22 protein-coding genes are annotated in these 24,426 nt (G+C 61.7%); 9 read left to right on the top strand and 13 right to left on the bottom strand.

Annotated elements, in window-relative coordinates:
* The 7 genes from BA011_RS14800 to ureG all read left to right on the top strand — a co-directional run bounded on the left by BA011_RS14800 (position 1) and on the right by ureG (position 6,433).
* The gene (locus tag BA011_RS14800) at positions 1 to 624 is read left to right on the top strand and encodes a Urease operon accessory protein (RefSeq protein ID WP_065282547.1); all 624 of its coding nucleotides are present in this window, start codon (positions 1 to 3) and stop codon (positions 622 to 624) included.
* A 3-nt stretch (positions 625 to 627) separates the two neighbouring features.
* On the top strand, positions 628 to 2,340 hold the full coding sequence (ureC, locus tag BA011_RS14795) for an urease subunit alpha (RefSeq protein ID WP_065281021.1): 1,713 nt from the start codon (positions 628 to 630) through the stop codon (positions 2,338 to 2,340).
* Positions 2,341 to 2,371: 31 nt separating this feature from the next.
* Complete coding sequence (locus BA011_RS14790) at positions 2,372 to 3,043, top strand: TIGR02117 family protein (protein ID WP_065281020.1); 672 nt, start codon at positions 2,372 to 2,374, stop codon at positions 3,041 to 3,043.
* 331 nt (positions 3,044 to 3,374) lie between these two features.
* Positions 3,375 to 4,238, top strand: coding sequence for a GGDEF domain-containing protein (locus BA011_RS14785; protein WP_065281019.1), 864 nt, complete (start codon positions 3,375 to 3,377; stop codon positions 4,236 to 4,238).
* Positions 4,239 to 4,386: 148 nt separating this feature from the next.
* The gene (ureE, locus tag BA011_RS14780; protein WP_065281018.1) at positions 4,387 to 4,953 is read left to right on the top strand and encodes an urease accessory protein UreE; all 567 of its coding nucleotides are present in this window, start codon (positions 4,387 to 4,389) and stop codon (positions 4,951 to 4,953) included.
* Between the two features lie 6 nt (positions 4,954 to 4,959).
* Positions 4,960 to 5,631: an urease accessory protein UreF gene (locus tag BA011_RS14775; RefSeq protein WP_065281017.1), complete on the top strand. Its 672-nt coding sequence runs from the start codon at positions 4,960 to 4,962 to the stop codon at positions 5,629 to 5,631.
* Positions 5,632 to 5,821: 190 nt separating this feature from the next.
* Positions 5,822 to 6,433, top strand: a complete 612-nt coding sequence (ureG, locus tag BA011_RS14770; RefSeq protein ID WP_003542294.1) for an urease accessory protein UreG — start codon at positions 5,822 to 5,824, stop codon at positions 6,431 to 6,433.
* Between the two features lie 64 nt (positions 6,434 to 6,497).
* On the opposite strand, the gene BA011_RS14765 is transcribed toward ureG, so the two are convergent.
* The 7 genes from BA011_RS14765 to BA011_RS14735 form a co-directional block, all read right to left on the bottom strand.
* Positions 6,498 to 7,181 carry a Crp/Fnr family transcriptional regulator gene (locus BA011_RS14765; RefSeq protein ID WP_065281016.1) on the bottom strand — a complete coding sequence of 228 codons (684 nt, stop codon included), beginning with the start codon at positions 7,179 to 7,181 and terminating at the stop codon, positions 6,498 to 6,500.
* Between the two features lie 166 nt (positions 7,182 to 7,347).
* On the bottom strand, positions 7,348 to 10,674 hold the full coding sequence (locus BA011_RS14760; RefSeq protein WP_065281015.1) for an efflux RND transporter permease subunit: 3,327 nt from the start codon (positions 10,672 to 10,674) through the stop codon (positions 7,348 to 7,350).
* Positions 10,675 to 10,686: 12 nt separating this feature from the next.
* Positions 10,687 to 11,877, bottom strand: coding sequence for an efflux RND transporter periplasmic adaptor subunit (locus BA011_RS14755; RefSeq protein ID WP_065281014.1), 1,191 nt, complete (start codon positions 11,875 to 11,877; stop codon positions 10,687 to 10,689).
* A 504-nt stretch (positions 11,878 to 12,381) separates the two neighbouring features.
* Positions 12,382 to 13,353 carry an ABC transporter substrate-binding protein gene (locus tag BA011_RS14750; RefSeq protein WP_065281013.1) on the bottom strand — a complete coding sequence of 324 codons (972 nt, stop codon included), beginning with the start codon at positions 13,351 to 13,353 and terminating at the stop codon, positions 12,382 to 12,384.
* A gap of 58 nt (positions 13,354 to 13,411) precedes the next feature.
* Positions 13,412 to 14,539 (bottom strand): ABC transporter permease, encoded by a 1,128-nt coding sequence (locus BA011_RS14745; RefSeq protein ID WP_065281012.1) that lies wholly within the window; start codon positions 14,537 to 14,539, stop codon positions 13,412 to 13,414.
* Positions 14,536 to 15,465, bottom strand: coding sequence for an ABC transporter permease (locus BA011_RS14740; protein WP_065282546.1), 930 nt, complete (start codon positions 15,463 to 15,465; stop codon positions 14,536 to 14,538). Before BA011_RS14740 ends, BA011_RS14745 begins: the two co-directional genes overlap by 4 nt.
* 241 nt (positions 15,466 to 15,706) lie before the next feature.
* A complete protein-coding gene (locus tag BA011_RS14735) occupies positions 15,707 to 16,483 on the bottom strand; it encodes an ABC transporter ATP-binding protein (RefSeq protein WP_065281011.1) in 777 nt (258 codons plus the stop codon).
* A gap of 94 nt (positions 16,484 to 16,577) precedes the next feature.
* Between BA011_RS14735 and BA011_RS14730 the strand changes: the two genes are divergently transcribed.
* Positions 16,578 to 16,991, top strand: coding sequence for a cupin domain-containing protein (locus BA011_RS14730; protein ID WP_003542280.1), 414 nt, complete (start codon positions 16,578 to 16,580; stop codon positions 16,989 to 16,991).
* A gap of 58 nt (positions 16,992 to 17,049) precedes the next feature.
* On the opposite strand, the gene hydA is transcribed toward BA011_RS14730, so the two are convergent.
* From hydA to BA011_RS41630, 4 genes are read right to left on the bottom strand one after another with little or no spacing between them, the layout of a single operon-like run.
* Complete coding sequence (gene hydA, locus BA011_RS14725) at positions 17,050 to 18,504, bottom strand: dihydropyrimidinase (protein ID WP_065282545.1); 1,455 nt, start codon at positions 18,502 to 18,504, stop codon at positions 17,050 to 17,052.
* A 2-nt stretch (positions 18,505 to 18,506) separates the two neighbouring features.
* On the bottom strand, positions 18,507 to 19,091 hold the full coding sequence (locus BA011_RS14720) for an endonuclease domain-containing protein (RefSeq protein ID WP_065281010.1): 585 nt from the start codon (positions 19,089 to 19,091) through the stop codon (positions 18,507 to 18,509).
* Positions 19,091 to 20,344: a Zn-dependent hydrolase gene (locus tag BA011_RS14715; RefSeq protein ID WP_027663881.1), complete on the bottom strand. Its 1,254-nt coding sequence runs from the start codon at positions 20,342 to 20,344 to the stop codon at positions 19,091 to 19,093. Before BA011_RS14715 ends, BA011_RS14720 begins: the two co-directional genes overlap by 1 nt.
* A gap of 28 nt (positions 20,345 to 20,372) precedes the next feature.
* The gene (locus BA011_RS41630; protein WP_151343476.1) at positions 20,373 to 20,630 is read right to left on the bottom strand and encodes a hypothetical protein; all 258 of its coding nucleotides are present in this window, start codon (positions 20,628 to 20,630) and stop codon (positions 20,373 to 20,375) included.
* Positions 20,631 to 20,646: 16 nt separating this feature from the next.
* Here BA011_RS41630 and BA011_RS14710 point away from each other — a divergent pair, with 16 nt between their 5' ends.
* Positions 20,647 to 21,297 (top strand): TetR family transcriptional regulator C-terminal domain-containing protein, encoded by a 651-nt coding sequence (locus BA011_RS14710; RefSeq protein WP_029872411.1) that lies wholly within the window; start codon positions 20,647 to 20,649, stop codon positions 21,295 to 21,297.
* 4 nt (positions 21,298 to 21,301) lie between these two features.
* Here the strand turns inward: BA011_RS14710 and BA011_RS14705 are convergent, their stop codons facing one another.
* Together BA011_RS14705 and BA011_RS14700 are read right to left on the bottom strand one after the other, a co-directional pair.
* Positions 21,302 to 23,869, bottom strand: a complete 2,568-nt coding sequence (locus tag BA011_RS14705) for an HWE histidine kinase domain-containing protein (RefSeq protein WP_065281009.1) — start codon at positions 23,867 to 23,869, stop codon at positions 21,302 to 21,304.
* Positions 23,866 to 24,402, bottom strand: coding sequence for a biliverdin-producing heme oxygenase (locus tag BA011_RS14700; protein ID WP_065281008.1), 537 nt, complete (start codon positions 24,400 to 24,402; stop codon positions 23,866 to 23,868). The genes BA011_RS14705 and BA011_RS14700 overlap by 4 nt, the downstream gene beginning before the upstream one ends.
* Positions 24,403 to 24,426 lie beyond the last annotated feature (24 nt).

Below are 24,426 nucleotides of genomic sequence, written 5' to 3'. Positions count from 1 at the left end.
ATGATCGTCGGCAATGGCGAAGTGGGAGAAGGGATAGCAGGCATCATCGATGCCGCCGATTTCGTCATCCGTTTCAATGATTGCCGCTCCTATGGGGCCGGCGGCAGCCGCACGGATGCCGTTGCGGTCTGCAACACCGGCAGGCCGGCAAAGGCGATGCTTGGTTCGCGTGAGTGGCGCGCCCATCCGGGCGTGGTGTCGGCCGGCGAAATCTGGAGCGTGCGCGACCCGGAAAAATTCGCCGCGATGCGGGCGCCGCTTGCCGTCTCGCATCCGGAACTTGATGATTTCTGCGACGACTATACCGCTGAGTTCAGCGCCTTCTGCGCAGACACCGGCAAAACGCACGTCATCATCAGCAAATCGGTTCACGAGGCCGTGGATGCGTCGCTTTCGGCGGTTTCTCCAGCGCCCTATGTCGTGCCGAGCAGCGGGATGATCGTCATTGCCGAGGTGCTGAACACATATGCCGAGGCCGAGGCGACACTTGCCGGCTTTGGCCACGTCGGCTGGGAATGGCACCCGTTTTCGGCCGAACGACAGCTTGTCGATAGCTATATTGCCGCTGGCCGCCTCAAGCGGCTCGGCGGGGAAACACTCGTCTCTTCCTCCCAAGGAGCCTGATAGATGCCCTACAAGATCTCGCGCGCCGCCTATGCCGGCATGTTCGGACCGACCACCGGCGACAAGGTGCGCCTTGCCGATACGGAGCTCTTCATCGAGATCGAGAAGGATTTCACCATCTATGGCGAGGAGGTGAAGTTCGGTGGCGGCAAGGTGATCCGTGACGGTATGGGCCAGAGCCAGGTGACGCGGGCGGATGGCGCGGTCGATACTGTTATCACCAATGCGGTGATCGTTGATCATTCTGGCATCTACAAGGCCGATATCGGCCTCAAGGACGGACGTATCGTCGCGATCGGTAAGGCCGGTAATCCCGACATGCAACCGGGTGTCAACATCATCGTCGGCCCGGGCACGGAGGCGATCGCCGCCGAAGGCAAGATCGTCACCGCTGGCGGTATGGACAGCCATATCCATTTCATTGCGCCGCAGCAGATCGAGGAAGCGCTGATGAGCGGCATGACCTGCATGCTCGGCGGCGGCACAGGACCGGCGCACGGCACGCTCGCCACCACCTGCACACCCGGTCCCTGGCATCTGGCGCGCATGATCGAAGCGGCCGACGCCTTTCCGATGAACCTCGCCTTTGCCGGCAAGGGCAATGCCTCGCTGCCGGGGGCGCTGACCGAAATGGTGCTGGCCGGCGCCACCTCGCTGAAGCTGCACGAGGATTGGGGCACGACGCCAGGCGCCATCGACTGCTGCCTGTCGGTTGCCGACGAATACGACGTGCAGGTGATGATCCACACCGATACGCTGAACGAAAGCGGCTTCGTCGAGGATACGATTGGCGCCATCAAGGGCCGCACCATCCATGCCTTCCACACGGAAGGGGCGGGCGGCGGGCATGCGCCTGATATCATCAAGATCTGCGGCCAGCCGAATGTCATTCCGTCGTCGACCAATCCGACGCGTCCCTATACGGTCAATACCATTGCCGAGCATCTCGACATGCTGATGGTCTGCCATCATCTGTCGCCGTCGATCCCCGAAGATATCGCCTTTGCCGAAAGCCGGATCCGCAAGGAGACAATCGCCGCCGAAGACATCCTGCACGATATCGGCGCCTTCTCGATCATCTCGTCCGACAGCCAGGCCATGGGCCGCGTCGGCGAGGTGGCGATCCGCACCTGGCAGACGGCCGACAAGATGAAGCGTCAGCGCGGCCGGCTGAAGGAGGAAAAGGGCGACAACGACAATTTCCGCGTCCGCCGCTATATCGCCAAATATACGATCAACCCGGCGATCGCCCATGGTCTCAGCCGTGAGATCGGCTCGGTCGAAGTCGGCAAACGTGCCGACCTCGTGCTTTGGAACCCGGCCTTCTTCGGGGTGAAGCCCGATATGGTGCTGCTCGGTGGCTCGATTGCGGCCGCCCCGATGGGCGATCCGAACGCCTCGATCCCGACGCCGCAGCCGGTACACTACCGGCCGATGTTTGCCTCCTATGGCAAGAGCCTCACCAATTCCTCCGTCACCTTCGTCAGCCAGGCCTCGCTCGATGCCGGCCTGAAGGGCCGGCTGGGCGTCGCCAAGGAGCTGGTCGCGGTGAAAAACACGCGCGGCGGCATCTCCAAGGCATCGATGATCCACAACGACCTGACACCCGAGATCGAGGTCGATCCGGAGACCTACGAGGTCAGGGCGAACGGTGAGCTGCTGACTTGCGAGCCGGCGACGGTGCTGCCGATGGCGCAGCGCTATTTCCTGTTCTAGGCCCAGGTCGGATGTGTGATGGACGGCTCCGATGAGGACAGGCATCCGCTGGTTGTTGCGGATCGTATTCCTGCTCGTGTTTTCGGCGGCCTGCGGAATCTTCATTCCCCGGCCGCTGATTGCGCCGGTCAAGGCGTCGTCTACCGCAGTGACGCATCGGATTCTGCTGCTGTCGGGCCCGATCCATACCGATATTGCCATTCCGCTCGACGCGGAAACGCGGGCTGCCTTTTCATTCCTTGACGATACCGGTTTTCCGCTCGGCCATCCGAATGCGGAGTGGCTCATTATCGGCTGGGGCGGTCGTGCCTTCTATCTGGAAACTCCCACATGGGCGGAACTGAAGCCGCTGCCGGTGTTGCGCGCGCTGACGATCGACCGTTCAGTGCTGCATGTAGACCTTGCCGGCCCTATCACCGAGCCGCAGCCCACCGTTACGGCATTCGATGTCAGTGAGGATCAATTAGCGCAGCTGCGCGCTTTTATCTCGGACAGCTTCGTCCGTGACGCGGGCGCGGTGGTGCCGATTGCGGATGCGGGTTACGGTGAGATCGACCGGTTCTTCGAGGCCAGGGGATACTTCAACGCCCTCTTCGGCTGCAACACCTGGACTGCCGCTGCCTTGCGCTCGGCGGGGCTTCGAACCGGCATATGGAACCCGCTTCCACAAGCATTGCGATTGTCTGTTTCTGTCTACAATTGAAGCAGCCGTCGGGCCAGTCCGCTCTTAAAGTGAATTGTGAATAGCGCTCTCCATTTGGTTGTATAAATCAGTGGAAAAACCGGCATTTTCTCCAGCTAAGCCATTCTGGAAAAGCCGCGTCTACAAGGTCATTAAATCCCTTTTATATCAATTGTTTAACTGTCTCTCTGCGTTGTTCGATTCAGGGATTGGAAAGCTGCATCCCCTGCTAGAAAAATTCTGTCCGCCGAAAGGTCCGAAACCGTTCGAATTTTAACGAGTCAATTAAGACACCCGCAGCAATTGGGCTCTTATCAATGCCTGGAAACGCCGAGCAGGAAGGTTGATTCTCATGAGAAACTGGATTTCGCTGCAGGCCGATTTTGGCGATCTTCAATACCGCAGGAACGTCTACGTCTTCGCCCTGAAGATGGCTTTTCTTGCCGTTATTCTCTCAGGAGTCATTATCGCATTGACGATGCCGTCGCTCGATCTTCTTGGGCTTCTACCGGTGACGCTCGCCCATGCAATCGGCTTCGGCGCGATCTTTTCCTGGCTGATCGGCGGTACGGTTTCCGGCATGTTGTCGCTGTTTGCCGGCTTTGCCATGCGCGATCTCGCGCTCTCCCGGGCGGAATTCGAAAAGCTCAGCCGCACGGATACGCTTTCCGGACTGCTGAACCGGCGCGCTTTTACCGAGGCGCTGGAGAATACCGATGGCAACGCCTCCCTGGTGATTTTTGATGTCGACCGTTTCAAGGCGATCAACGACCGCTTCGGCCATGGCTGCGGCGATGCCGTCATCATCGCTGTTTCGGCCATGCTCACATCCGCCTTCGATGAGATGTCCGTCGTCGCACGGCTGGGTGGGGAGGAGTTCGGCGTCATCGTCTCCGGGGAGCCGCTGGAGGCGCGGATGGAGCGCATCGAAAGCGTCCGAGCCCGGATCGCTGGCGGCGCCATCAGGGCCGAGGGGCACGATATCCGCATCACCGTTTCCGGCGGCGTTGCCGATCTCGTCGCCGAGCGCAACAAGCAGGCGGTCTATGCCTCCGCCGACCGGGCGCTTTATCTCGCCAAGGCGCTCGGGCGCAATCGCGTCGTACACGAACGGGAAGGTCTTCATCACGCCTGGCACGGGCTCGTCGAGAACGGTGTTCATGGCGAGAGCAGAGGCCTGGAGAGCGACAACGTGATGCAGGCTTACGGAATATAAAAGCCAGGTCTGGAGCATGATGCCGAAAAGTATTTGCGGTTTTCGGACGACATCATGCTCTATTTTTTGATTTAGATGAAAGGCCATTGGTGCTTGCATCGGGAAGAGCTATTTTGCATGGTCGTCCTCTCAGCAAAACGGACATATCATGCAGCGCGTCACCTCCTATCTTCCCGCCGGAACCCCTTCCTCCCATCCGATCGCCCAGGTCAAGCTGCCGCATGATCTGCGCCATCTGCGCCGCAAGCTGCTGCATCTGGAAAATGGTGAAATGGTCATGCTGGATCTCAAGGATCCGGTGCTTTTCGCCAATGGCGACCTCTTGGTGCGCGACGACGGCGAACTGATCGAGATCCTCGCCGCCGACGAGAAGCTCTTCGAGGTTCGCGGACGCGACCGCACCCATCTGGTCGAGCTCGCCTGGCATCTCGGCAACCGGCATCTTGCCGCCCAGATCGAGGAAGACCGCATCGTCATCCTGCGCGATCACGTCATCCGCACCATGCTGCAGGGCCTCGGCGCCGTTGTCCTCGAGATCGACGAGCCGTTCCAGCCGGCGCGCGGCGCCTACCATTCCCAAGGCGGGCATTCGCATGGGCATGATCACGATCACAATCATGACCACGGGCATGATCATGATCACGAACATGGCTACGAGCATGAGCATGAGCATCGCCACGATCGCGGTCATGATCACGACCACAAGCACGACTGAGCCTTGATGACCAGGGATCGCGAGCTGCAGGCACTGCTGCGCCTGACGGCCTGGCTCTCACCGGCCTTTCCGATCGGCAGCTTTGCCTATTCGGGCGGGCTGGAGCGGGCGGTTGCCGACGGGCTCGTCACAGATGCTACCTCGCTTGCCACCTGGACAGGCACGCTGATCGGCAAAGGTTCGGTCTGGAACGATGCGGTGCTCCTGGCTGAAAGCCACAGGCACCAAGCGGAAGCTGTGCGCCTTGCCGAGATCGCCGCGCTCGCCGCAGCACTTGCCGGATCACGCGAGCGCCATCAGGAAACGATGCTGCTCGGCGAGGCTTTCCTCGCAGCGGCGCGGGCCTGGCCGGACGGGGTGTTCGAGCGGCTGCCCGACAAGGTCGCTTACCCGATTGCGGTCGGGGCGGTAACGGGCGCCCATGGCATAAAGCCCGAGAAGGCACTCGCCGCCTTCCTGCATGCCTATGTCTCACAAGCGGTTTCATCAGGCATCCGCCTCGGCGTCGCCGGACAGAGGGATGGCGTTGCCGTGCTTGCCGGTCTCGAAGATCATATCGCGGAGGTCGCCGGGAGGGCGGCGGCCTCGACGCTCGACGATCTGGGTTCGGCGACGGTGCAGGCCGATATTGCCAGCCTGCGCCACGAGACCCAGGCGACGCGGCTGTTCCGCTCGTGATTGTCCGAAATTATCGCTGCGGCGAGGGCAATTCCAGCAAAAGTGCGCAGCGGTTTTGCGTCCGGAATTGCGTGAAAACAAAGAGATAGAGCGCTTCCGTGATTCGAAGAAAAACAAGCGCTCTAAGTCATTTGACGGTGGCGCGGGCGGGCGGCTTCGCTATCATCGGGGTTCGATTGGAGTAAGGCACATGAAATCAAGAAACGGACCTTTGCGTGTCGGCATTGGCGGGCCGGTCGGCTCGGGCAAGACGGCGCTGACCGAAAAGCTCTGCAAGGCGATGCGCGACGATTATTCCGTCGCCGTCGTCACCAACGACATCTACACGACCGAGGATGCCGAGGCGCTGGTGCGGATGCAGGCATTGACTTCGGACCGCATCGTTGGCGTCGAGACGGGCGGCTGCCCGCATACCGCCATCCGCGAGGATGCGACGATCAATTTGCAGGCGATCGCCGGCCTCAACCAGCGGATCCCCGATCTGGACGTCGTCTTCATCGAATCCGGCGGCGACAATCTGGCGGCGACCTTTTCGCCCGATCTTGCCGATATCACCATCTATGTCATTTCCGTCTGCCAGGGCGAGGAAATCCCGCGCAAGGGAGGGCCCGGCATCACCCGGTCGGACCTGCTCGTCATCAATAAGAAGGATCTGGCGCCCTATGTCGGCGCCGATCTCGAGGTCATGGACCGGGATGCGACGCGCATGCGTGCGAGCCGCCCCTTCGTCTTCTCCGACATGAAGCGCGGTGACGGCGTCAGCTCGATCGTCAGCTTTCTCAGGGAGCAGGGCGGGCTCTAAAGCGCGTCACGAAACCGCTGCACAGTTTTGAGCGACAGAGCCTTTCGGCATCATGCTCTGACGGTCAGATCTGCCGCAGCACGTTGATGTCGCTGATGGCGATCGCCCGGCCGCGGACCGTGACACCTCTCGTCTTCAGCGTCGAGAAGGCGCGCGAAAGCGCCTCCGGCGCGAGACCGAGCTTGCGGGCAAGCAGGTTTTTCGGAAAGGGCAGCCGCAGCGACGCGGCCGCACCGTCCTCGACGCAATGGGTCAGCAGATAGTTTGCCACGCGCTGCGGCGCCGTCTGCATGCGGTCGCTTGCCAGGCATTCCATTGTCGAGATCAGATGCAGCGACAGGCTGCGCATGATCGCCTTGCCGATCCGTGGCCGCTCGTCCAGCAACCGCCGGACCTTGGCGATATGAAAGCACGCCAGTACGGCATGATCCATCGCCTGCGCGCCGGTGCTATAGGTTTCGTCGGCGTGGATCAGGCATTCGGCGAAGCTGTCGCTGGGCTCGCAGATGCGGATATCGGCCTGCCTGCCGTCGCCGTTATGACGATAGAGCCTGATATAACCGCTGAGCACGCAATAGAAATAGGCCGCCTTGTCGCCCTCCTCGAAGAGAACGTCGTGCGGGTCGCAGAGGAGAACGGTGGCGCAGGCGCGCAGGCCTTCGGCCTCGTCGTGGTCGAGCCCGGCCATGAAGGCGGCCTTGGCAAGTACAGCGGCCTCATGGCCGTTGAGTGTCAGCGTTCTGTTCATCTCCCGGTCTCCTGATATGGCCGGTCTTTTCAATTCCTTATGCTGCCGGACAAAATACGGGAAGGAGACGGCGACGGAATTGATTTTGGTCAACCGTCAGAGATGAATGAAAAAAACGAAACGGGCCGGGAGATCGCTCCCGGCCCGTTCAATTCCTCGGCTTTGCTTATTCCGCCGCGAAGGGCGGTAGTCGCAGCACGTTGGTGTCGTTGCCGTTGGCGGTCTTGCGTTTGCTTTCCGGCTTTTCGATCGCGGTCAGGCGCTCCTCCAGCGAGTCGATGTCGTCGCGGTTCTCCCGGGTGACGCGGGTGAGATCCTCGCGCGATAGCGGCAGCTCCTCGTTGTCCTTCCTGCCGACCAGGCGGCCGAAAGCCCAGCCGAGCAGGCGGGAGAGGTCGTCCATGATCAGGAAGAAGGAGGGCACGACGACGAGCGAGAGCACGGTCGAGACGATGATGCCGCCGATCACCGCGATCGCCATCGGCGCGCGGAACGAGCCACCTTCGCCGACGCCGAGCGCAGAAGGCAGCATGCCCGCCGACATGGCGATCGAGGTCATGATGATCGGACGGGCGCGCTTGCGGCCGGCTTCGACCATGGCCTCGACGCGAGGCATGCCCTGGTGGCGCATCTCGATCGCGAAATCGACGAGCAGGATTGCGTTCTTGGTGACGACACCCATCAGCATCAGGATGCCGATCATGACAGGCATCGACAGCGGATTATTGGTGACGAGCAGGCCGGCCGCGACGCCGCCAATGGCGAGCGGCAGCGAGAACAGGATGGTGAAGGGCTGGATCACGTCCTTGAAGAGCAGGATCAGCACCGTCAGCACCAGCAGCAGGCCCATCAGCATGGCGTTGACGAAGCTCTGCTGCATCTCCGTCTGCACCTTGGTGTCGCCGCTTTCGGCAAGGTGCACCGTGGCCGGGATGTTGGCCTCATTGACGATCTCGCGGAAGCGGGCCGAAGCCGTGTCGAGCGCCACGCCCTGCGGCAGGTCGGAGCCGATCGAGACGACGCGGTTGCGGTTGTTGCGCTTGATCGAGCTTACGCCTTCCGAATAGTCGATATTGGCGACGCTTGCGAGCGGAACGGTGCCGCCGCTGGCCGTCTGGACCTTCAGCGCCCGGATGGCCGCGAGATCGCGGCGCATGTCGAGTGAAGTCTGGACACGGATCGGGATCTGGCGATCGTCGAGCGAGATCTTGGCAAGGGCTGCATCGACATCGCCGATGGTGGCGACGCGGATCGTCTCGGAGATCTGCTGCGGCGTGATGCCGAGGCGGGCAGCCTCATCCTTGCGCGGATGAACCTGCAGTTCGGGACGGGGCAGGGCGCCGTCGGCGCTGACATTGGCAAGCAGCGGATCGGCGCGGAGCTTGGATTCCAGAATGCCGACGGCGTCGTTCAGGTCCTTCTCGTTCTTGGAGAGGAAGTTGAAGGAGAGGTCGCGTTCGCCGCGGTCGTTAAGCTTCAGGATATGGACGTCGGGAATGTCGCGCAGCTTGGCGAAGACTTCCTTTTCGATATTCCATTGCGGACGTTCGCGCCCGTGGACTTCCACCTTCGGCAGCATCGGGCCAACGCCCGGGATATGGCCGAGCACGTCGTTGACCATCTTCTTGATCAGCGATTGGTCGAGCTTGTCGAGGGCGAGCGTGATGGTCGCGCGGCGCAGTTCGAGTTCGCCCTTCGGTGATGCGCCGCCGAGAACGAAGACGCTATCGACACCGTTGATGTCCTTGACCCTGTCGTAGATCGCATCCGTCGTCTGCTCGGTGTCGTCAAGCCGTGCATTGGGCGGCAGTTCGACGGAGAGAACGATGCGTGAAGCGTCTTCCGGCGGCAGGAAGCTGCCGGGAACCTGCATCAGCAACATAACAGAGCCGACCAGGAAGCCGAACGCGACAATCAGCGTCGCATAACGCGTGTACCAGCGTCCGGTCGTGCCACGTATGAGACGGGTATAGCCCTTCATCAGCAGGCCGTCATTGTCGTGATGGTCTTCCATCGCGTCTTCGGGGCGCATCAGATAGGCGGCCATCATCGGTGTGATGAGGCGCGCCACCATCAGCGAGAAGAAGACGGAGAAGGCGACGGTCAAGCCGAACTGGATGAAGTATTGGCCCGGAATGCCCGGCATGAAGGAAACCGGCACGAAGACGGCGATGATCGTGAAGGTAGTGGCGATGACAGCGAGGCCGATTTCATCAGCCGCCTCGATCGCCGCTCGATAGGGGGTCTTGCCCATCTTGATGTGGCGGGCGATGTTTTCGATTTCGACGATCGCATCGTCGACGAGGATGCCGGTCGCGAGCGTCAAAGCGAGGAAGCTGACGAGGTTCAGCGAGAAGCCCATCAAGTCCATGATCCAGAAGGTCGGGATCGCGGACAGCGGAAGGGCGATCGCGGAAATCAGCGTCGCGCGCCAGTTCCTCAGGAACAGGAAGACGACGATGACGGCGAGCAGCGCGCCTTCGAGCAGCGTATGAATGGCGGCTTCGTAGTTGCCGTAGGTGAAATAAACCGAATCGTCGATCAGTTCGATCTTCACATTCGGGTTTTCGGTCCGAACCTTGTCGAGGTTCTGCGCCACGGTTTCGGCGACACTGACCTCGCTGGCGCCCTTGGAGCGGAAGACGCCAAAGGTAACGACTGGGGTATCGTTGAAGCGCGAGAAGGATTTCGGCTCCTCATAGGTGTCCTTGATGACGCCGAGATCGGATAGTTTGACGAAGCGGCCGTTCGGCAGGCCGATCGTCGTGTTGGCGAGGTCGGCGACGTTGCGGGCGTCACCGAGAACACGGATCGCCTGTTCGCTGCCGGCCACCTGGCCGCGGCCGGAGCCGAGGTCGATGTTGGTGCCGCGCAGCTGCTCGTTCACGCTTGCGGCGGTGATGCCATAGGCGTTGAGCTTGTCGGGCGTGAGTTCGATGCGCACTTCGCGCTCGGCGCCGCCGTAACGGTCGACACGGCCGATGCCGGCTTGGCCCTGCAGCGAACGCTTGATCGTGTCGTCAACGAACCAGGAAAGTTCCTCCAGCGACATGGCGGGCGAGGAAACGGCGAAGGTCTGGATCGCCTGGCCTTCGACATCGACCTTGGAGACAATAGGTTCTTCGACGTTTGCCGGCAGATCGCTGCGGATGCGGTCGATCGCGTCCTTGGTGTCCTGCACGGCCTGTTCGGTCGGCACTTCCATGCGGAACATGACGTTGGTCTGCGAACTGCCGTCGGTCACGGTCGACTGGATTTCGTCGATGCCGGTGATCGAGGCGACTGCGTCTTCGATCTCCTTCGTCACCTGCATTTCGAGTTCGGCAGGCGAAGCGCCGCTCTGCGTCACGCTGATCGAAACCAGCGGTACGTCGATGTTGGGAAAACGGGTGATCGGCAGCGAGTTGAAGGACTGCATGCCGATGAACACCAGCAGGCAGAAGGCCAGCAGCGGTGCGATGGGGTTTCGAATGGACCAGGCTGAAAAATTCATCGGATGGTCTCTTTAGTTGGAAGCCGGGAGCTGTTCACGCACCGGAGTGATGCGGTCACCGTCGCGGACATAGGCGCCCGCCTTGGCCACGACCTCGTCGCCGGTCTCCAATCCATTGACGATCTCGACATAGGCACCGTCCTGGATGCCGGTCTCGACCTTGGCGTATTTCACCACGCCATCCTCGACCCTGCGAGCAGAGGAGCCCTCGTTGCTGGTCAGCACGGCGGTCAGGGGAAGCGAGACGCCCTCAGTCTCGCGCACGATGATCTCGGCGCTGCCATACATGCCGGAGCGCGCCTTGCTGTCGTCGTCGATGGAGATATGGACGAGACCGAGGCGGGTGACCGGATCGACGGTGGGCGAGACCAGGCGCACGGCGCCGGACAGTTTCTCGCGGCTGCCGGAGAGCGAAATCGCAGCCTTCTGACCGGCCACGACTCTCACGATATCGCTTTCGGCGACTTCGGCGACGAGTTCGATATCGCCGTTACGAATGATGGTGAAGAGCGGGTCGCCGTTGCCGGCGGCGATGGCGCCGACCTTGGCGTTCTTTGCCGAGATCGTGCCGGCGACCGGCGTCTTCACATCGGTGCGCGCCAGCTTCAAATCCGCATCTGCGATCTGGCTGTCGAAGACCTTGAGATCGGCTACGGAAACTTCGATCGCCTGTTCGGCGGAAGATACGCGGGCATTGGCTGCGGCGGCCGTCGCATCGGCCTGTTCGACCTGTGCGGTGGAGACCGTACCCTTCTTGCCCATTTCCTGGGCGCGGGCCTGCTGCTGCCTTGCCTGTTCGGCGTTGGCCTGCGCCTCGATGAGCTGAGCGCGCAACTGGGCAAGGCTTGCCTCACCCTTGGCTCTCGTCGCCAGCATCTGGCTCTTCTCCAGGATCAGCGCGTCCTCGTTCAGCGTGGCGAGCGTGCTTTCCGCCTGCACCTTGTCGCCGACATCTGCTTTTAGCGTGCGGATCGAGAGGCCTTCGACCTGCGGCTGGATATAGACTTCTTCGACGGGTTTGACCGTACCCGTGCCGATTACGCGGTCGACGAGGGTTCGGTTCGTCGCCTGGGTGACAACGATCGCCGGCAGGTTCTGCTGCGGTTTTGCGACCGGCGTCTCCTGCGAAAAAGCGGCGGATGCGGCGAGAGCCGCCGCAAAAAGGGTGGAGGCGCCTAGAATTCCAATCGGCTTGTGTGCCATGCGTCTTCGTCCAATCTTATGATAAGGTTGGCCGAACTCGAGCGTCTGCCACTCAGCGCGCGATCAGGCCACTGCCCTTCCTGCATTCTCAGAGGTATCCGCCGATCCTTTGCCGTCTTCATCCCTCGCCGGCAAATTCGGCTTGTAGGTGGTATCGATTTGCTCGATCTACAAGTCCGGCAGAAAACAATTCCCCATTAGGCGATAATAATTACCATTCCGACGTCAATCAATCACCGCAAGGTTATGTCAACATTACGAAGATTGATCACGCTCATCCCTAAGACGTTTGACGCCCGATAAATGCGACAGTTGCAAGGCATTTTTTCGGTTGCTGGATGCAGATGATTTAAGGCCGACTGACCGGAAATCTGAATCAGCGTCTAAATCAAATAGATAGAGAATGTCGTCCGAATACCGCGGACACTTTTTGGCATCATGCTCTAGAAAAAGACGAAACGCGCGGGAAATCTCCCGCGCGTTTCGCTTAGCATCTTGCCGAAACTACTTGGAAGCAGCGTCGGTAATGTCGTGCGTCCAGGCGCCCGACGGCTCCTTGCTGATGATCTTCTGATCGAGCAGCGCCTTTGCCGTGCGGGCATAGAGCGCCTCGTCCAGCTTGCCGGAGCTGTCGCCGACCAGCTTGGCGACTTCGCCCATCATGCGCTTCTGATGGTTGTCGTCCTGGCCGCCATTGTCCATGACGATCTCGGCGGCTTCGTCGGGATTCTCGGTGGCATATTTCCAGCCCTTCATCGAAGCGCGGACGAACTTGACCATCTTCTCCTTGAAGGCCGGGTCTTTCAGCTTGTCTTCCATCGCATAGAGGCCGTCTTCGAGAAGGTCGTTGCCCATTTCAGTGTAGTTGAAGACCGTCAGTTCTTCCGGCTTGAAGCCGGCATCGATCGCCTGCCAGTATTCGTTATAGGTCATGACGGAGATGCAGTCGGCCTGCTTCTGGACGAGCGGCTGCACGTCGAAGCTCTGCTTCAGCACGGTGACGCCGTTCGGACCGCCTTCGGTGGACAGGCCGAGCTTGTTCATCCAGGCGAAGAAGGGATACTCGTTGCCGAAGAACCAGACGCCGAGCGTGTGGCCCTTGAAGTCGGCTTCGGTCTTGACCGGGCCGTCCTTGCGGCAGATCATTTCCAGGCCCGACTTCTGATAGGGCTGGGCGATGTTGACGAGTGGAACGCCCTTTTCGCGGGCAACCAGGGCACCGCCCATCCAGTCGACGATGACATCGGCGCCGCCGCCGGCAATCACCTGCTCGGGGGCGATATCAGGGCCACCCGGCTTGATCTCGACGTCGAGGCCTTCTTCCTTGTAGAAGCCCTTGTCCTTAGCGACGTAATAACCGCCGAACTGGCTCTGCGTGACCCATTTCAGCTGCAGCACCACCTTGTCGGCGGCCATGGCATGGGCCGATGCAAGCGACATCGCGCTCGCCATCATTGCAACCATCAACTTTCTCATTTTCTTATCCTTACCCTCTGAAGTTATGCCCGGACCCGTTTCTGGAGCCCGCGCGCGCCTAGCCACCACGGATAGACGGATGCCAGAACGTCACCGCCCGTTCGGTCAGGGCGATGATGCCATAGAAGATCGAGCCGGCCAGCGCCGCGACGGCGATTTCCGCCCAGACCATGTCGACATTCATGCGGCCGATCTCGGTGGAGATGCGGAAGCCCATGCCGACGATCGGCGTCCCGAAGAATTCCGCAACGATGGCACCAATCAGCGCCAGCGTCGAGTTGATCTTCAGTGCGTTGAAAATAAAGGGCATTGCCGCCGGAAGCCTGAGCTTCAGCAGCGTCTGCCAATAGCCGGAGGCATAGGTGCGCATCAGGTCGCGCTCCATGCTGCCGGAGGCGGCAAGGCCGGCGACGGTATTCACCAGCATCGGGAAGAAGGTCATGATGATGACGACGGCGGCCTTCGACGGCCAGTCGAAGCCGAACCACATGACCATGACAGGGGCGACGCCGATGATCGGCAGGGCCGAAACCATGTTGCCGATCGGCAGAAGGCCGCGGCGCAGGAAGGCGATGCGGTCGGCGAGCACCGCGACGACGAAGCCACTGAGGCAGCCGACGATATAACCGATCAGCACCGCCTTGAAGATCGTCTGCCTGACGTCCGCGCCGAGGATCGGCAGCGACGCCATGAACCGCGCGCCGATGGCGCTCGGCGGCGGCAGCAGGATGAAAGGGACGCCAGCGCCACGCGTCACCGCTTCCCAGAGAATGAGGATCCAGGCGCCGAAGATTGCCGGGATCAGGAGCTGGAGCGCCGACTTGCCGAAAGTGGTGACGGGCTGCAGTTTCGACAGTTCGCTGACGCATCGCCAGGCAAGCAGCCAGCAGGCGAAGAGCAGCAGGAAGAAAGCCCGCGCCGCCGTGCCCTCGTTGCCGGAAAGAGCCGAAAGCAGCATCCAGGCGGCGCCATGCGCGCCGATAAACAGCACGGTGGCCCGATAGGCCGGCGGCTGTGGTGCGAATGACAGCAGGGCAGCCGCGATGACGATGGTGAAAATGAGGCTTGCCGTGCCGTCGGTGAGGGGGCGCGCCGCGCCCTCGGCCAGGAGCGGCAGGGCCGTCAGCGCCCCGACGCAGAGGAGGAGGGCGACCATGCCTTGCCAGGAGAAGGTCAGATGTCTCATGCCGGTCTCCCGCCCATGGCGCGGTCGACGATCTTCGCCGCAACGCCGACAATCGCAACCAGGATGCCCGCTAGCAGCGATCCGGCGACGAGGGCGGCCCAGATATCGATGGTCTGGCTGTAATAGGAGCCGGCCAGCAGCTTCGAACCGATGCCGGCGACGGCACCCGTGGGCAGCTCGCCGACGATGGCGCCGACGAGGCTGGCGGCGATCGCGACCTTCATCGAGGTGAAGAGGAAAGGGATCGAGGCTGGAACGCGTAGCTTCCAGAAAGTCTGCATCGGGCTGGCATAATAGGTGCGCATCAGGTCGAGATGCATGATCTCAGGCGAACGCAATCCCTTCACCATGCCGACGGCGACCGGAAAGAACGAGAGGTAGGTGGAGATCAGCGCTTTCGAGACGAGGCGGGAGGCGTCGGAATCGAGGTTCAACAGATGCGCAATGGCATTGTCGCCGGTCAGTACGTTGTAGGAGATGATAACGATCATCGGCGCGATGGCGAGGATCGGTATGGTCTGGCTCGCCACCAGCCAGGGCATCAGCGAGCGGTCCATGGCGCGGTTGTGGACGATCAGCACGGCGAGAAGGATGCCGAGCAGCATGCCGAAGCCGAAGCCGAGCAGGGTGGAGGAGAGCGTTACCCAGCTGTGATAGACGAGGCTGCGGTTGCTCGAAAGGCTGCGCAGAAAGGTGTTCTCGTAGACGTTCTGCGCCACCTGATGCGGCGCCGGCAGGATAGGCTTTGGCTGCGCCAGCGTCTTGCCGATGAATTCGAGGGTCGTTGGTGTGGCGCCGGCGCGGCCGTCCATGTCGCGCTGGAACGGCGCGTTCATCAGGATGGCGGCGATATACCAGATGACGACGAGGGCCAGCAGGATTGTGGTGACGGGGATGATCTTGTCCTTGAAGGTGTCGGGTTTCAAAAGATGCGCCCCCATCTATTGGTATGGAGTGTGCCGCCACCCCCCTCTGTCCTGCCGGGCATCTCCCCCACAAGGGGGGAGATCGGCAGGAGGGTAGCGCCTCGCTCCGTGTTAGCTCTGCAGCGAACGGAACGGCGATCCTTCCTTGGGGAAGCCGGTGCGGCATATCGATCTCCCCCCTTGTGGGGGAGATGCCCGGCAGGGCAGAGGGGGGTGCCCCCAGGGTGCAATCGCCTGCTCCTCATGCGTGCCCCGTCCTCAGCCCGCCGCGGACGCGATGGGCGATTTCCAGGAACTCGGGGGTGTCGCGGATGTCGAGCGGGCGTTCGGCCGGCAGGGTCGAGTCGATCACATCGGTCACGCGGCCCGGGCGCGGAGACATGACCACGATCTTGGTCGAGAGGTAGACTGCCTCGGGGATGGAATGGGTGACGAAGCAGATCGTCTTATTGGTGCGGGTCCAGAGTTTCAGCAGCTCTTCGTTCAGATGGTCGCGGACGATCTCGTCCAGGGCGCCGAAGGGCTCATCCATCAGCAGCAGGTCGGCGTCGAAGGCGAGCGCACGGGCGATCGAGGCGCGCTGCTGCATGCCGCCGGAAAGCTGCCAGGGGAATTTCTTCTCGAAGCCCGAAAGACTGACCAGATCGAGCGCTTCGGCGATGCGCCGCGTCCGGTCGGCGCCGGAATAGCCCATGATCTCCAAGGGCAGGGCGATGTTGTTTTCGATGGTGCGCCAGGGATAGAGCGCCGGCGCCTGGAAGACATAGCCGTAGGCGCGGGCCTTGCGAGCCTCTTCCGGTGTCATGCCGTTGATCGAGATCTCGCCCGACGTGCTCTTCTCGAGATCGGCGATGACACGCAGGAACGTGGTCTTGCCGCAGCCCGAGGGACCGATGAAAGAGACGAAATCGCCCTTGCGGACATCGAGATTGACATTGCTCAGTGCGCTCACCGGGCCGTCATTCGCCTGGTAGGTGAGACAGAGATCCTTGGCGGATACGACGGAGGGTGTTTGCATCAATGCGACCAGTCTTGTTTTTGCCGCGGGAGCGCGGTTTGCGTGCTATCATTACCGCCGGTTTTATCGACGACACACTCCATGGAGGATGAGGATGGACGTGACATCAAAGCCCACCTGCCACATCGTTCGCCCCAATCATGCCTATGACGGCAAGCAGGGGCTCAGCTATTTCCAAGGAGTCGCAGCCGAGACGGTCGGCGCCAAGGGCATCTGCATGCACCTCCTGACGATCCCGCCGGGCGTACGCGCCAAGGCGCATCTGCACGAGGCGCACGAGACGGCGATCTACATGCTCTCCGGCGAGGCCCATACCTGGTACGGCGATCGGCTTGAGCATCACGTCATCGTCCATGCCGGCGAACTTTTCTATATCCCGGCAGGCGTGCCGCATCTGCCGGCAAACCTCAGCAGCACGCCGTGCACGGCGATCATCGCCCGCACCGATCCGAACGAGCAGGAAAGCGTCGTGCTTCTGCCGGAGTTGGACGCTTTGGTACCGGCGTGAGGTCATTGGCATAGAGGCAGCGGTCCCCCGTTGATGGCCGTATCGTCATGCGCCATCGTCATACGCCGCTTGCCGGAATGCCGCTACGCGTCACCTTGCGCGGCGCGGTGATGTCCTTCCACTGGGAAAGCGCCTTGCTGACAGCCGTGACCGGCTCGCGCCTGACAAATTCGCCGTGGCCCTCGCGCGTCTTGATCGTGTTTTCCTCGATCGCGACAACGCCGCGCGTCAGCGTATAGCGCGGCAGGCCGGTCACTTCCTTGCCTTCGAAGACGTTGTAGTCGATCGCCGACTGCTGGGCCTTGGACGAGATGGTCTTGGAACGTTGCGGGTCCCAGACGACGATGTCGGCATCGGCGCCGACAAGGATCGCGCCCTTCTTCGGATAGATGTTGAGGATCTTGGCGATGTTGGTCGAGGTGACGGCGACGAATTCGTTCATCGTCAGCCGCCCGGTGTTGACGCCATGGGTCCAAAGCATCGGCATGCGGTCTTCGAGGCCGCCGGTGCCGTTCGGGATCTTGGTGAAATCATTGAGCCCGAAGCGCTTCTGCGCCGTGGTGAAGGCGCAATGGTCGGTGGCAACGACCTGCAGCGAGCCGGAGGCAAGCCCCGCCCAGAGCGAGTCCTGATGCTGCTTGTTGCGGAAGGGCGGCGACATCACCCGGCGGGCGGCATGATCCCAGTCGGGATTGGAATATTCGCTCTCGTCGAGCGTCAGGTGCTGGATCAGCGGTTCGCCATAGACGCGCATGCCCTTGGCGCGGGCGCGGCGGATCGCCTCGTGTGCCTGTTCGCAGGAGGTGTGGACGATATAGACCGGGCAGCCGGCCATGTCGGCGATCATGATGGCGCGGTTGGTGGCTTCTCCTTCCACTTCGGCGGGCCGGGAATAGGCGTGCGCCTCGGGGCCGTTATTGCCCTCGGCCAGCAGCTTTGCCGACATCGAGGCGACGACGTCGCCGTTTTCGGCGTGCACCAGCGGCAGGGCGCCGAGCTCGGCGCAGCGCTGGAAGGAGGCGAACATCTCGTCATCGTCGACCATCAGCGCGCCCTTGTAAGCCATGAAGTGCTTGAAGGTGTTGATGCCCTTGTCGCGGACGATGGTCTCCATCTCCTTGAAGACCTGCTCGCTCCACCAGGTGACCGCCATATGAAAGGAATAATCGCAGTTGGCGCGGGTCGATTTGTTGTCCCACATGGTCAGCGCCTCGAGCAGCGACTGGCCGGGGGCGGGCAGGGCGAAATCGACCACCATGGTCGTGCCGCCGGAAAGGGCGGCGCGCGTGCCGCTCTCGAAATCGTCGGAAGAATAGGTGCCCATGAAGGGCATTTCGAGGTGGGTGTGCGGATCGATGCCGCCCGGCATGACATAACAGCCGGTGGCATCCAGCGTTTCGTCGCCCGAGAGGTTCGGACCAATCTCGATAATCTTGCCGCCGTCGATTTTCACGTCAGCCTTATAGGTCAGGTCGGCGGTGACGATGGTGCCGTTCTTGATGACTGTGGTCATGATCATTCCCCGTTCTTGTCTGCAGATTGGGCCGGCGAATAGAAGCCGAGCAGGTCTGAGCTGACCTCGATCCGGCCCTGCAAGGCGGCTAGAATCGTTTCGAGCACTGAGCGGCGTTCGCGCGAGATTTCCTGATTCCAGAAGCGCAGCACGGAATAGCCATTCACATTGAGCCATTCAGTTCGGCGCTGATCGGAAGCGCTATCGGAATGTTGGAAGCCGTCGACTTCGACGATCAGTCGTTTTTCACGACAGAGGAAATCGACGATGAATGGGCCAAGGGGAACTTGCCTTGCAAACTTATAGCCGTTCAAGCGGCGGGCGCGGAGGTCGCTCCAGAGGTGGTATTCCTCTTCAGTTTCGTTGCGGCGAAGCGTTCTCGCCTGGTCGGTCTTGTTGGTGCGATGTTTGCGGATGTCCTGCTTGGTAATTTTCGTCGCGCCTGGAGCCCCCTCATCCGCCCTTCGGGCACCTTCTCCCCGAGGGGAGAAGGGGGAGACCGCGACGTCCACCGTTCCCTTCTCCCCAGCGGGGAGAAGGTGGCCCGAAGGGTCGGATGAGGGGGCTCCGGGCGCGAAATAAGCCATCACACGACAATCTCCGCCGTTTCGACCACCGCATGGAAGAGCACGTCGGCTCCCGCCATCGCCCATTCCTTGGAGATTTCTTCCGCCTCGTTGTGCGAGAGCCCGCCAACGCAGGGGCACATGACCATCGTTGCGGGCGCGACCTTGGCGGCCCAGCAGGCGTCGTGGCCGGCGCCGGAGATGATGTTCATGTGGCTGTAGCCGAGTCTCTCGGCGGCTTCGCGCACCGACGTGACCAGTTTCGGATCGAAGGTGATCGGCTCGAAGTGGCCGATCGCCTCGATGGAACAGCCGACGCCGAGTGCGTCGGTGATCTCAGGCGCCTTCGCCTCGATCTTTGCCCGCATGCGGTCGAGCTTCTCCTTGTCGGGCGAGCGGATGTCGACGGTGAAGACGACCTTGCCCGGCAGCACGTTGCGGGAGTTTGGCGAGAAGAACACCTGGCCGACGCCGCCGACGGCGCCTGGCTGTTCGCCCATCGCCACGTCCTGGACCATCTCCAGGATGCGGGCCATGGCGAGGCCGGCATTGACGCGCAGGTTCATCGGCGTCGATCCGGTGTGGGCTTCCTTGCCGGTCAGCGTGAATTCCAGCCACCAGAGGCCCTGGCAATGGGTGACGACGCCGATCTGCTTTTCCTCGGCTTCGAGGATCGGTCCCTGCTCGATGTGATATTCGAAATAGGCGTGCATCTTGCGGGCGCCGACTTCTTCGTCGCCGACCCAACCGATGCGCTTCAGTTCGTCGCCGAACAGATTGCCCTCGGGGTCCCTGCGGTTATAGGCAAAGTCCAGGCTGTGCACGCCGGCGAAGACGCCTGACGCCAGCATGGCAGGGGCAAAACGCGCCCCTTCCTCGTTGGTCCAGTTGGTAACGACGATCGGATGTTTGGTCTTGATGCCGAGATCGTTCATCGTGCGCACGACTTCGAGAGCCGCAAGCACGCCGAGCACGCCGTCATATTTGCCGCCGGTCGGTTGGGTGTCGAGATGCGAGCCGACATAGACGGGCAGAGCATCGGGATCGGTGCCGGGGCGGGTGGCGAACATCGTGCCCATGCGGTCGACACCCATGGTCAATCCGGCATCGTCACACCATTTTTTGAAAAGGCTGCGGCCCTGCGCATCGGCATCCGTCAGCGTCTGGCGATTGTTGCCGCCCGCGATGCCGGGGCCGATCTTCGCCATCTCCATGAGACTGTCCCAGAGACGGTCGCCATTGACGCGCATGTTCTCGCCTGGTGCTGCCACCATTTCGTATGCCCTCACCTGTTTGCGGCAGTCATGCAAAGGGCATGCCCGCCTGTTCCCGTGGTCCTTTCCTGCGCCCCCTTATTGGTTTTGTCGAGCGCCGGAAAATCGCCAGTTGCCTTTGTTTTGCATCTGACGGATAATTTGACCGATTGGTAAACATTACAACTTCCACCGCCGGGCTCAAGACGAAAATCACGAAAATTGCCGATAAATATACGGGCAGTTGCTCAAGAAGGCGGCGGGGGATCGCTTTCAGAAAAACTTGAGCGAAGAAGTTGAATTTCAAGGGGAAATAACAGCCTGTGACCATACCGAGAGCAGCGAAAACCCTGAGGCGGACGCGAATCCAGGAGGAGAAGGAAGAGCAGATCCTGGAAGCGGCCCTCGACGTGTTTTCGGCAAGCGGCTTCCGCGGCTCGACCATCGACCAGATTGCCGAAGTGGCCGGCATGTCGAAACCCAACCTGCTCTATTATTTCCGCACCAAGGAAGCCATGCACCGGGCGCTGATCGACCGGGTGCTCTACACCTGGCTGGAGCCGCTGCGGGCCTTTAACGCCGAAGGCAATCCGGAGGCGGAAATCCGCAGCTACATCCGCCGCAAGCTGGAGATGGCCCGCGATTTTCCCCGCGAGAGCCGGCTTTTCGCCAACGAGGTGCTGCAGGGCGCGCCGCATATCGAGGACGAGCTGAAGGGACCGCTGAAGGAATTGGTCGACGAGAAGGCGGAGGTCATCCGCGCCTGGGCGAAATCAGGCAAGATCGTCAAATGCGATCCCTATCACCTGATCTTCTCCATCTGGTCGACAACGCAGCATTACGCGGATTTCGACGTTCAGGTGCGTGCCGTGCTGGGGCAGGAACATTCGGGCGAAGGGCGCTTCGAGGATGCGGCGCGGTTTCTGGAACAGCTCTTCATCGGCGGCCTGCGACCGGATCCCCTGGAGGCGTGAGGGTTTACCCTCTTCTTGGAAGCGGCACCCGGGCAAGAATATCCGTCATGCCTTCCATCGTATAAGGCTTCTGTAGCACGGGCGCGTCCGAGTGGCTGTTCGCCTGGGCGATGCCCTCCCCATAGCCCGTGGCAAAAACGAAGGGTACGCCTTCGGCCGCCAGCCGGTCGGCAATTCCGAAACTCGTCTCATCGCCAAGATTGACATCGAGAAGCGCCAGATCGAAGGACTGCCCTGCCAGAATTTCCATAGCCGCAGTGACACTTGGCGCCGTAGCCACGTCGGCGCCCAGGCGGCGCAGGATGTCCTCGCCATCCATGGCGATGATCAGATTGTTTTCCACCAGCAGCACGTTCAAGCCGGAGAGCGGCTGTTCATCAGAAGTGGTCTTCGGTTCGGTCGTTCCGAGCGGAGCCGGATTTGATCGTTCGCTCGTCGGGCCGACGACATGTCGCGCCGGAATGGAGAAATCCGCCTCGAGCCCATCCTTGACGTAGCGGACCTCGGCCTTGCCGCCGAGGTCATAGGGGATCGAGCGGCGGATGATCGTCGAACCGAAGCCATGGCGTTTGGGTTCGACGACGGGCGGGCCATCCTTTTCGCGCCAGCCAATACGCAGATTGCCCTCGTCGTCGCGATGCCAGCCGAGTTGGACCGTGCCGCTGCTGGTGCCGGAAAGGCTGCCGTATTTGGCGCTGTTGGTCATCAGCTCATGGAAAACAAGGGCGGCGGTGGAAAAGGCCTGCGGTTCCAGCAGCACGTCCTCGCCGCTCATCTGGATGCGTTGCGCATTTTTCCCGAGATAGGCGCCGGTCTCTGCCAGCAGCAATTGCCGAAGCGAAGCGGGCGCCCAGTGATCGCGGGTGATCTGGTCATGGGCACGGGCGAGCGACTGGATGCGGCCCTCGAGCTGGCGGATGTAGTCGCCAAGGCCGACCGACGTTGCCTGCGACTGCCGGATGATGCCGGTGATGAGGCTCAATATGTTGCGGACGCGGTGGTTCAGCTCGGCAATCAGCAGTTCCTGGCGCTCGTTTGCCGTCTGGCGCGCCATGCTGACCTCGTCGGTGAGGCGCAATACCACCTCGATCAGCGTGACGCGGATGGTTTCGGCGACGCGGCGCTCGGCCTCCGTGAAGGGGAGGGAGCGGCCACGCACCAGTTCCGACCAGGCCTCGAAACTCTTGCGCGGCGTCAGCCTCGGGCCATTCGGCCCGTATTCCACCGGCTTGTGCGGGTCGCCGCCCCAGCGGGCGGTGCGCACCAATTCCTGGCGGAAAAGCACGACATAATCGCGCGGCGAACGCGAGATCGGGATGGCAAGCGTGCCTGCCACCGCATCATCGACCTCAAGATCCGGATAGGCTTCCGCGAGCCTGTCCACGGCATAGATGCGGCCGGCGGCGTTGCGGTTGAGGTGGCGGACGAGGGCTGCGAAGCCTCTCTCATCCGGCCCGATGCCGGCAAGGGCCAGGCGGCCGTTGATCCAGACGCCGATCCCATCGGCAGGAATGGCGTCGGCAAGCGCCTCGATCAGCCAGGCCGGATCGTCGAGCAGGCTCGCATTGTCTGCGACGGAGGTGAGAAGCCGGTCTGCAATGCGGCGCGCCTTGGTCTCGTAGTCGAGAGCCAGTCGCCGTTCGCGGCTTTCAAGTCGCGACGCAAACATCTGGCCGAAGAGTTCGGCAGTGGAGCGGCTTTGGGCCGAAGGCAGACGCGGGCCGTAGTGATGGCAGGCAAACAGGCCCCAGAGCCTACCGTCCACGACGATCGATATGGAGAGCGAAGCGCCGACGCCCATGTTTTTCAGATATTCGATGTGGATCGGCGAAACAGAACGCAATACCGACATGGAGAGGTCGAGCGGCTGGCCGTGCTCGTCGCGTTGCGGCAGGATCGGGACCGGGACGGCGTCGACATCGGCAATGATGCGGAACAGGTTGCGCAGATAAAGCGCGCGCGCCTGTACTGGAATGTCGGAAGCCGGATAGTGCAGCCCGAGAAACGAGCCGATGCCGGCCCGGGCGGCTTCCGCCACTACTTCGCCGGAACCGCCTTCGTCGAAACGATAGACCATGACCCGATCGAAGCCGGTCAAGGCGCGCGCCTGTCTTGCACCTTCGCGGAAGAACGCCTCCAGTGTTTCCGTGTGGTCGAGCCGGGACATCATGCTGCGCATGGAGAGCGAAGCGACGTCGCGCCGGTTATCCTGGCAGCGCTCGCCTTCGATGATGACCTCACCTCCGTTCAGGTGCAGGGCAATGTCGAACCTGTTTTGATCGGGCATCAGGGCAATGCCGAAAATGCGCTCGACGACGTCGGGACCGCGCAGCGTGGTAAGCTTGTTGCGGATGGCGTGGAGTGCTTCGGGTGTGATCAGAGAGACAACGGGACGGCCAATCGCGTCGGCCTGCGCAACACCGAGGAACTCTACCAGATTTGCAGAGGCGCGGGTGACAATCCAGTCTGAGGATATCGCCAGGAGAAAGCCGAAAGGTTGAACCGATCCAAGCTGGTGGATCGGTTCACGGTCGCAATTGGTGAGATCGACAGGTTCGTGCGTGCCGCTCATGGCACGGTTTCCAGCGTGAGTTGCCCCGCTTTTAGGAAGAGATCGAAGACATTGCGAGCGGCCGTGACGGCAGCGCCGGGATCGTTCACCTTGCTTGCGTCAAGACGATCCACGAAGAGCCGCATGGCGCCCTTCGGGCCTTGGGGGGTCAGGTAGCTGCTGGGCAAATGATCAGGCACGGCCTTGGCGAGCAGCGCGCCGCCGAGCTTGGAGCCTTCCAGGACATAGGCAGCACCCCAGACCGCTGCTTCGCAATGCAAGGCAGGTTGAGGAAGAGGCGCGGGCAATCGATCGCCGAGCTCCCTTATGTCGGCAGCGAGCCGGTGCACGCGCCTTCGTTCCGGCCAGTCGGGCAGCAGGCGAGCGATCCCGGCTTCCTCAAGCGCATGTTCGACTGATGGTACGACCCGGGCATGCGCTAGCAGGAATGCCTTGTAATCCTGGGTGCGTGAGAGATTGAAACTGCCGAAGAGAGCGTCGACCGCGGCGTGGCAATCTGCAGTTTGTGCGCGGAGGGCGCTGCGAAGTGACATGCTGACCGTGTTCCGAGTGATATG

Origin of the sequence: Rhizobium leguminosarum (assembly GCF_001679785.1) — a bacterium.
In the GTDB taxonomy this organism is placed as follows: domain Bacteria; phylum Pseudomonadota; class Alphaproteobacteria; order Rhizobiales; family Rhizobiaceae; genus Rhizobium; species Rhizobium leguminosarum_R.
This window is presented reverse-complemented; position numbering and strand designations above follow the sequence as displayed.

Bases quoted from the DNA above. Each gene is read 5' to 3' on its own strand.
- BA011_RS14790 (WP_065281020.1), top strand. From the start codon at position 2,372: ATGAGGACAGGCATCCGCTGGTTGTTGCGGATCGTATTCCTGCTCGTG.
- ureC (WP_065281021.1), top strand. From the start codon at position 628: ATGCCCTACAAGATCTCGCGCGCCGCCTATGCCGGCATGTTCGGACCG.
- ureE (WP_065281018.1), top strand. From the start codon at position 4,387: ATGCAGCGCGTCACCTCCTATCTTCCCGCCGGAACCCCTTCCTCCCAT.
- BA011_RS14775 (WP_065281017.1), top strand. From the start codon at position 4,960: ATGACCAGGGATCGCGAGCTGCAGGCACTGCTGCGCCTGACGGCCTGG.
- BA011_RS14745 (WP_065281012.1), bottom strand. From the start codon at position 14,539: ATGAGACATCTGACCTTCTCCTGGCAAGGCATGGTCGCCCTCCTCCTC.
- hydA (WP_065282545.1), bottom strand. From the start codon at position 18,504: ATGACCACAGTCATCAAGAACGGCACCATCGTCACCGCCGACCTGACC.
- ureG (WP_003542294.1), top strand. From the start codon at position 5,822: ATGAAATCAAGAAACGGACCTTTGCGTGTCGGCATTGGCGGGCCGGTC.
- BA011_RS14800 (WP_065282547.1), top strand. From the start codon at position 1: ATGATCGTCGGCAATGGCGAAGTGGGAGAAGGGATAGCAGGCATCATC.
- BA011_RS14730 (WP_003542280.1), top strand. From the start codon at position 16,578: ATGGACGTGACATCAAAGCCCACCTGCCACATCGTTCGCCCCAATCAT.
- BA011_RS14755 (WP_065281014.1), bottom strand. From the start codon at position 11,877: ATGGCACACAAGCCGATTGGAATTCTAGGCGCCTCCACCCTTTTTGCG.
- BA011_RS14785 (WP_065281019.1), top strand. From the start codon at position 3,375: ATGAGAAACTGGATTTCGCTGCAGGCCGATTTTGGCGATCTTCAATAC.
- BA011_RS14735 (WP_065281011.1), bottom strand. From the start codon at position 16,483: ATGCAAACACCCTCCGTCGTATCCGCCAAGGATCTCTGTCTCACCTAC.
- BA011_RS14715 (WP_027663881.1), bottom strand. From the start codon at position 20,344: ATGGTGGCAGCACCAGGCGAGAACATGCGCGTCAATGGCGACCGTCTC.
- BA011_RS14700 (WP_065281008.1), bottom strand. From the start codon at position 24,402: ATGTCACTTCGCAGCGCCCTCCGCGCACAAACTGCAGATTGCCACGCC.
- BA011_RS14750 (WP_065281013.1), bottom strand. From the start codon at position 13,353: ATGAGAAAGTTGATGGTTGCAATGATGGCGAGCGCGATGTCGCTTGCA.
- BA011_RS14765 (WP_065281016.1), bottom strand. From the start codon at position 7,181: ATGAACAGAACGCTGACACTCAACGGCCATGAGGCCGCTGTACTTGCC.
- BA011_RS14760 (WP_065281015.1), bottom strand. From the start codon at position 10,674: ATGAATTTTTCAGCCTGGTCCATTCGAAACCCCATCGCACCGCTGCTG.
- BA011_RS14705 (WP_065281009.1), bottom strand. From the start codon at position 23,869: ATGAGCGGCACGCACGAACCTGTCGATCTCACCAATTGCGACCGTGAA.
- BA011_RS14720 (WP_065281010.1), bottom strand. From the start codon at position 19,091: ATGGCTTATTTCGCGCCCGGAGCCCCCTCATCCGACCCTTCGGGCCAC.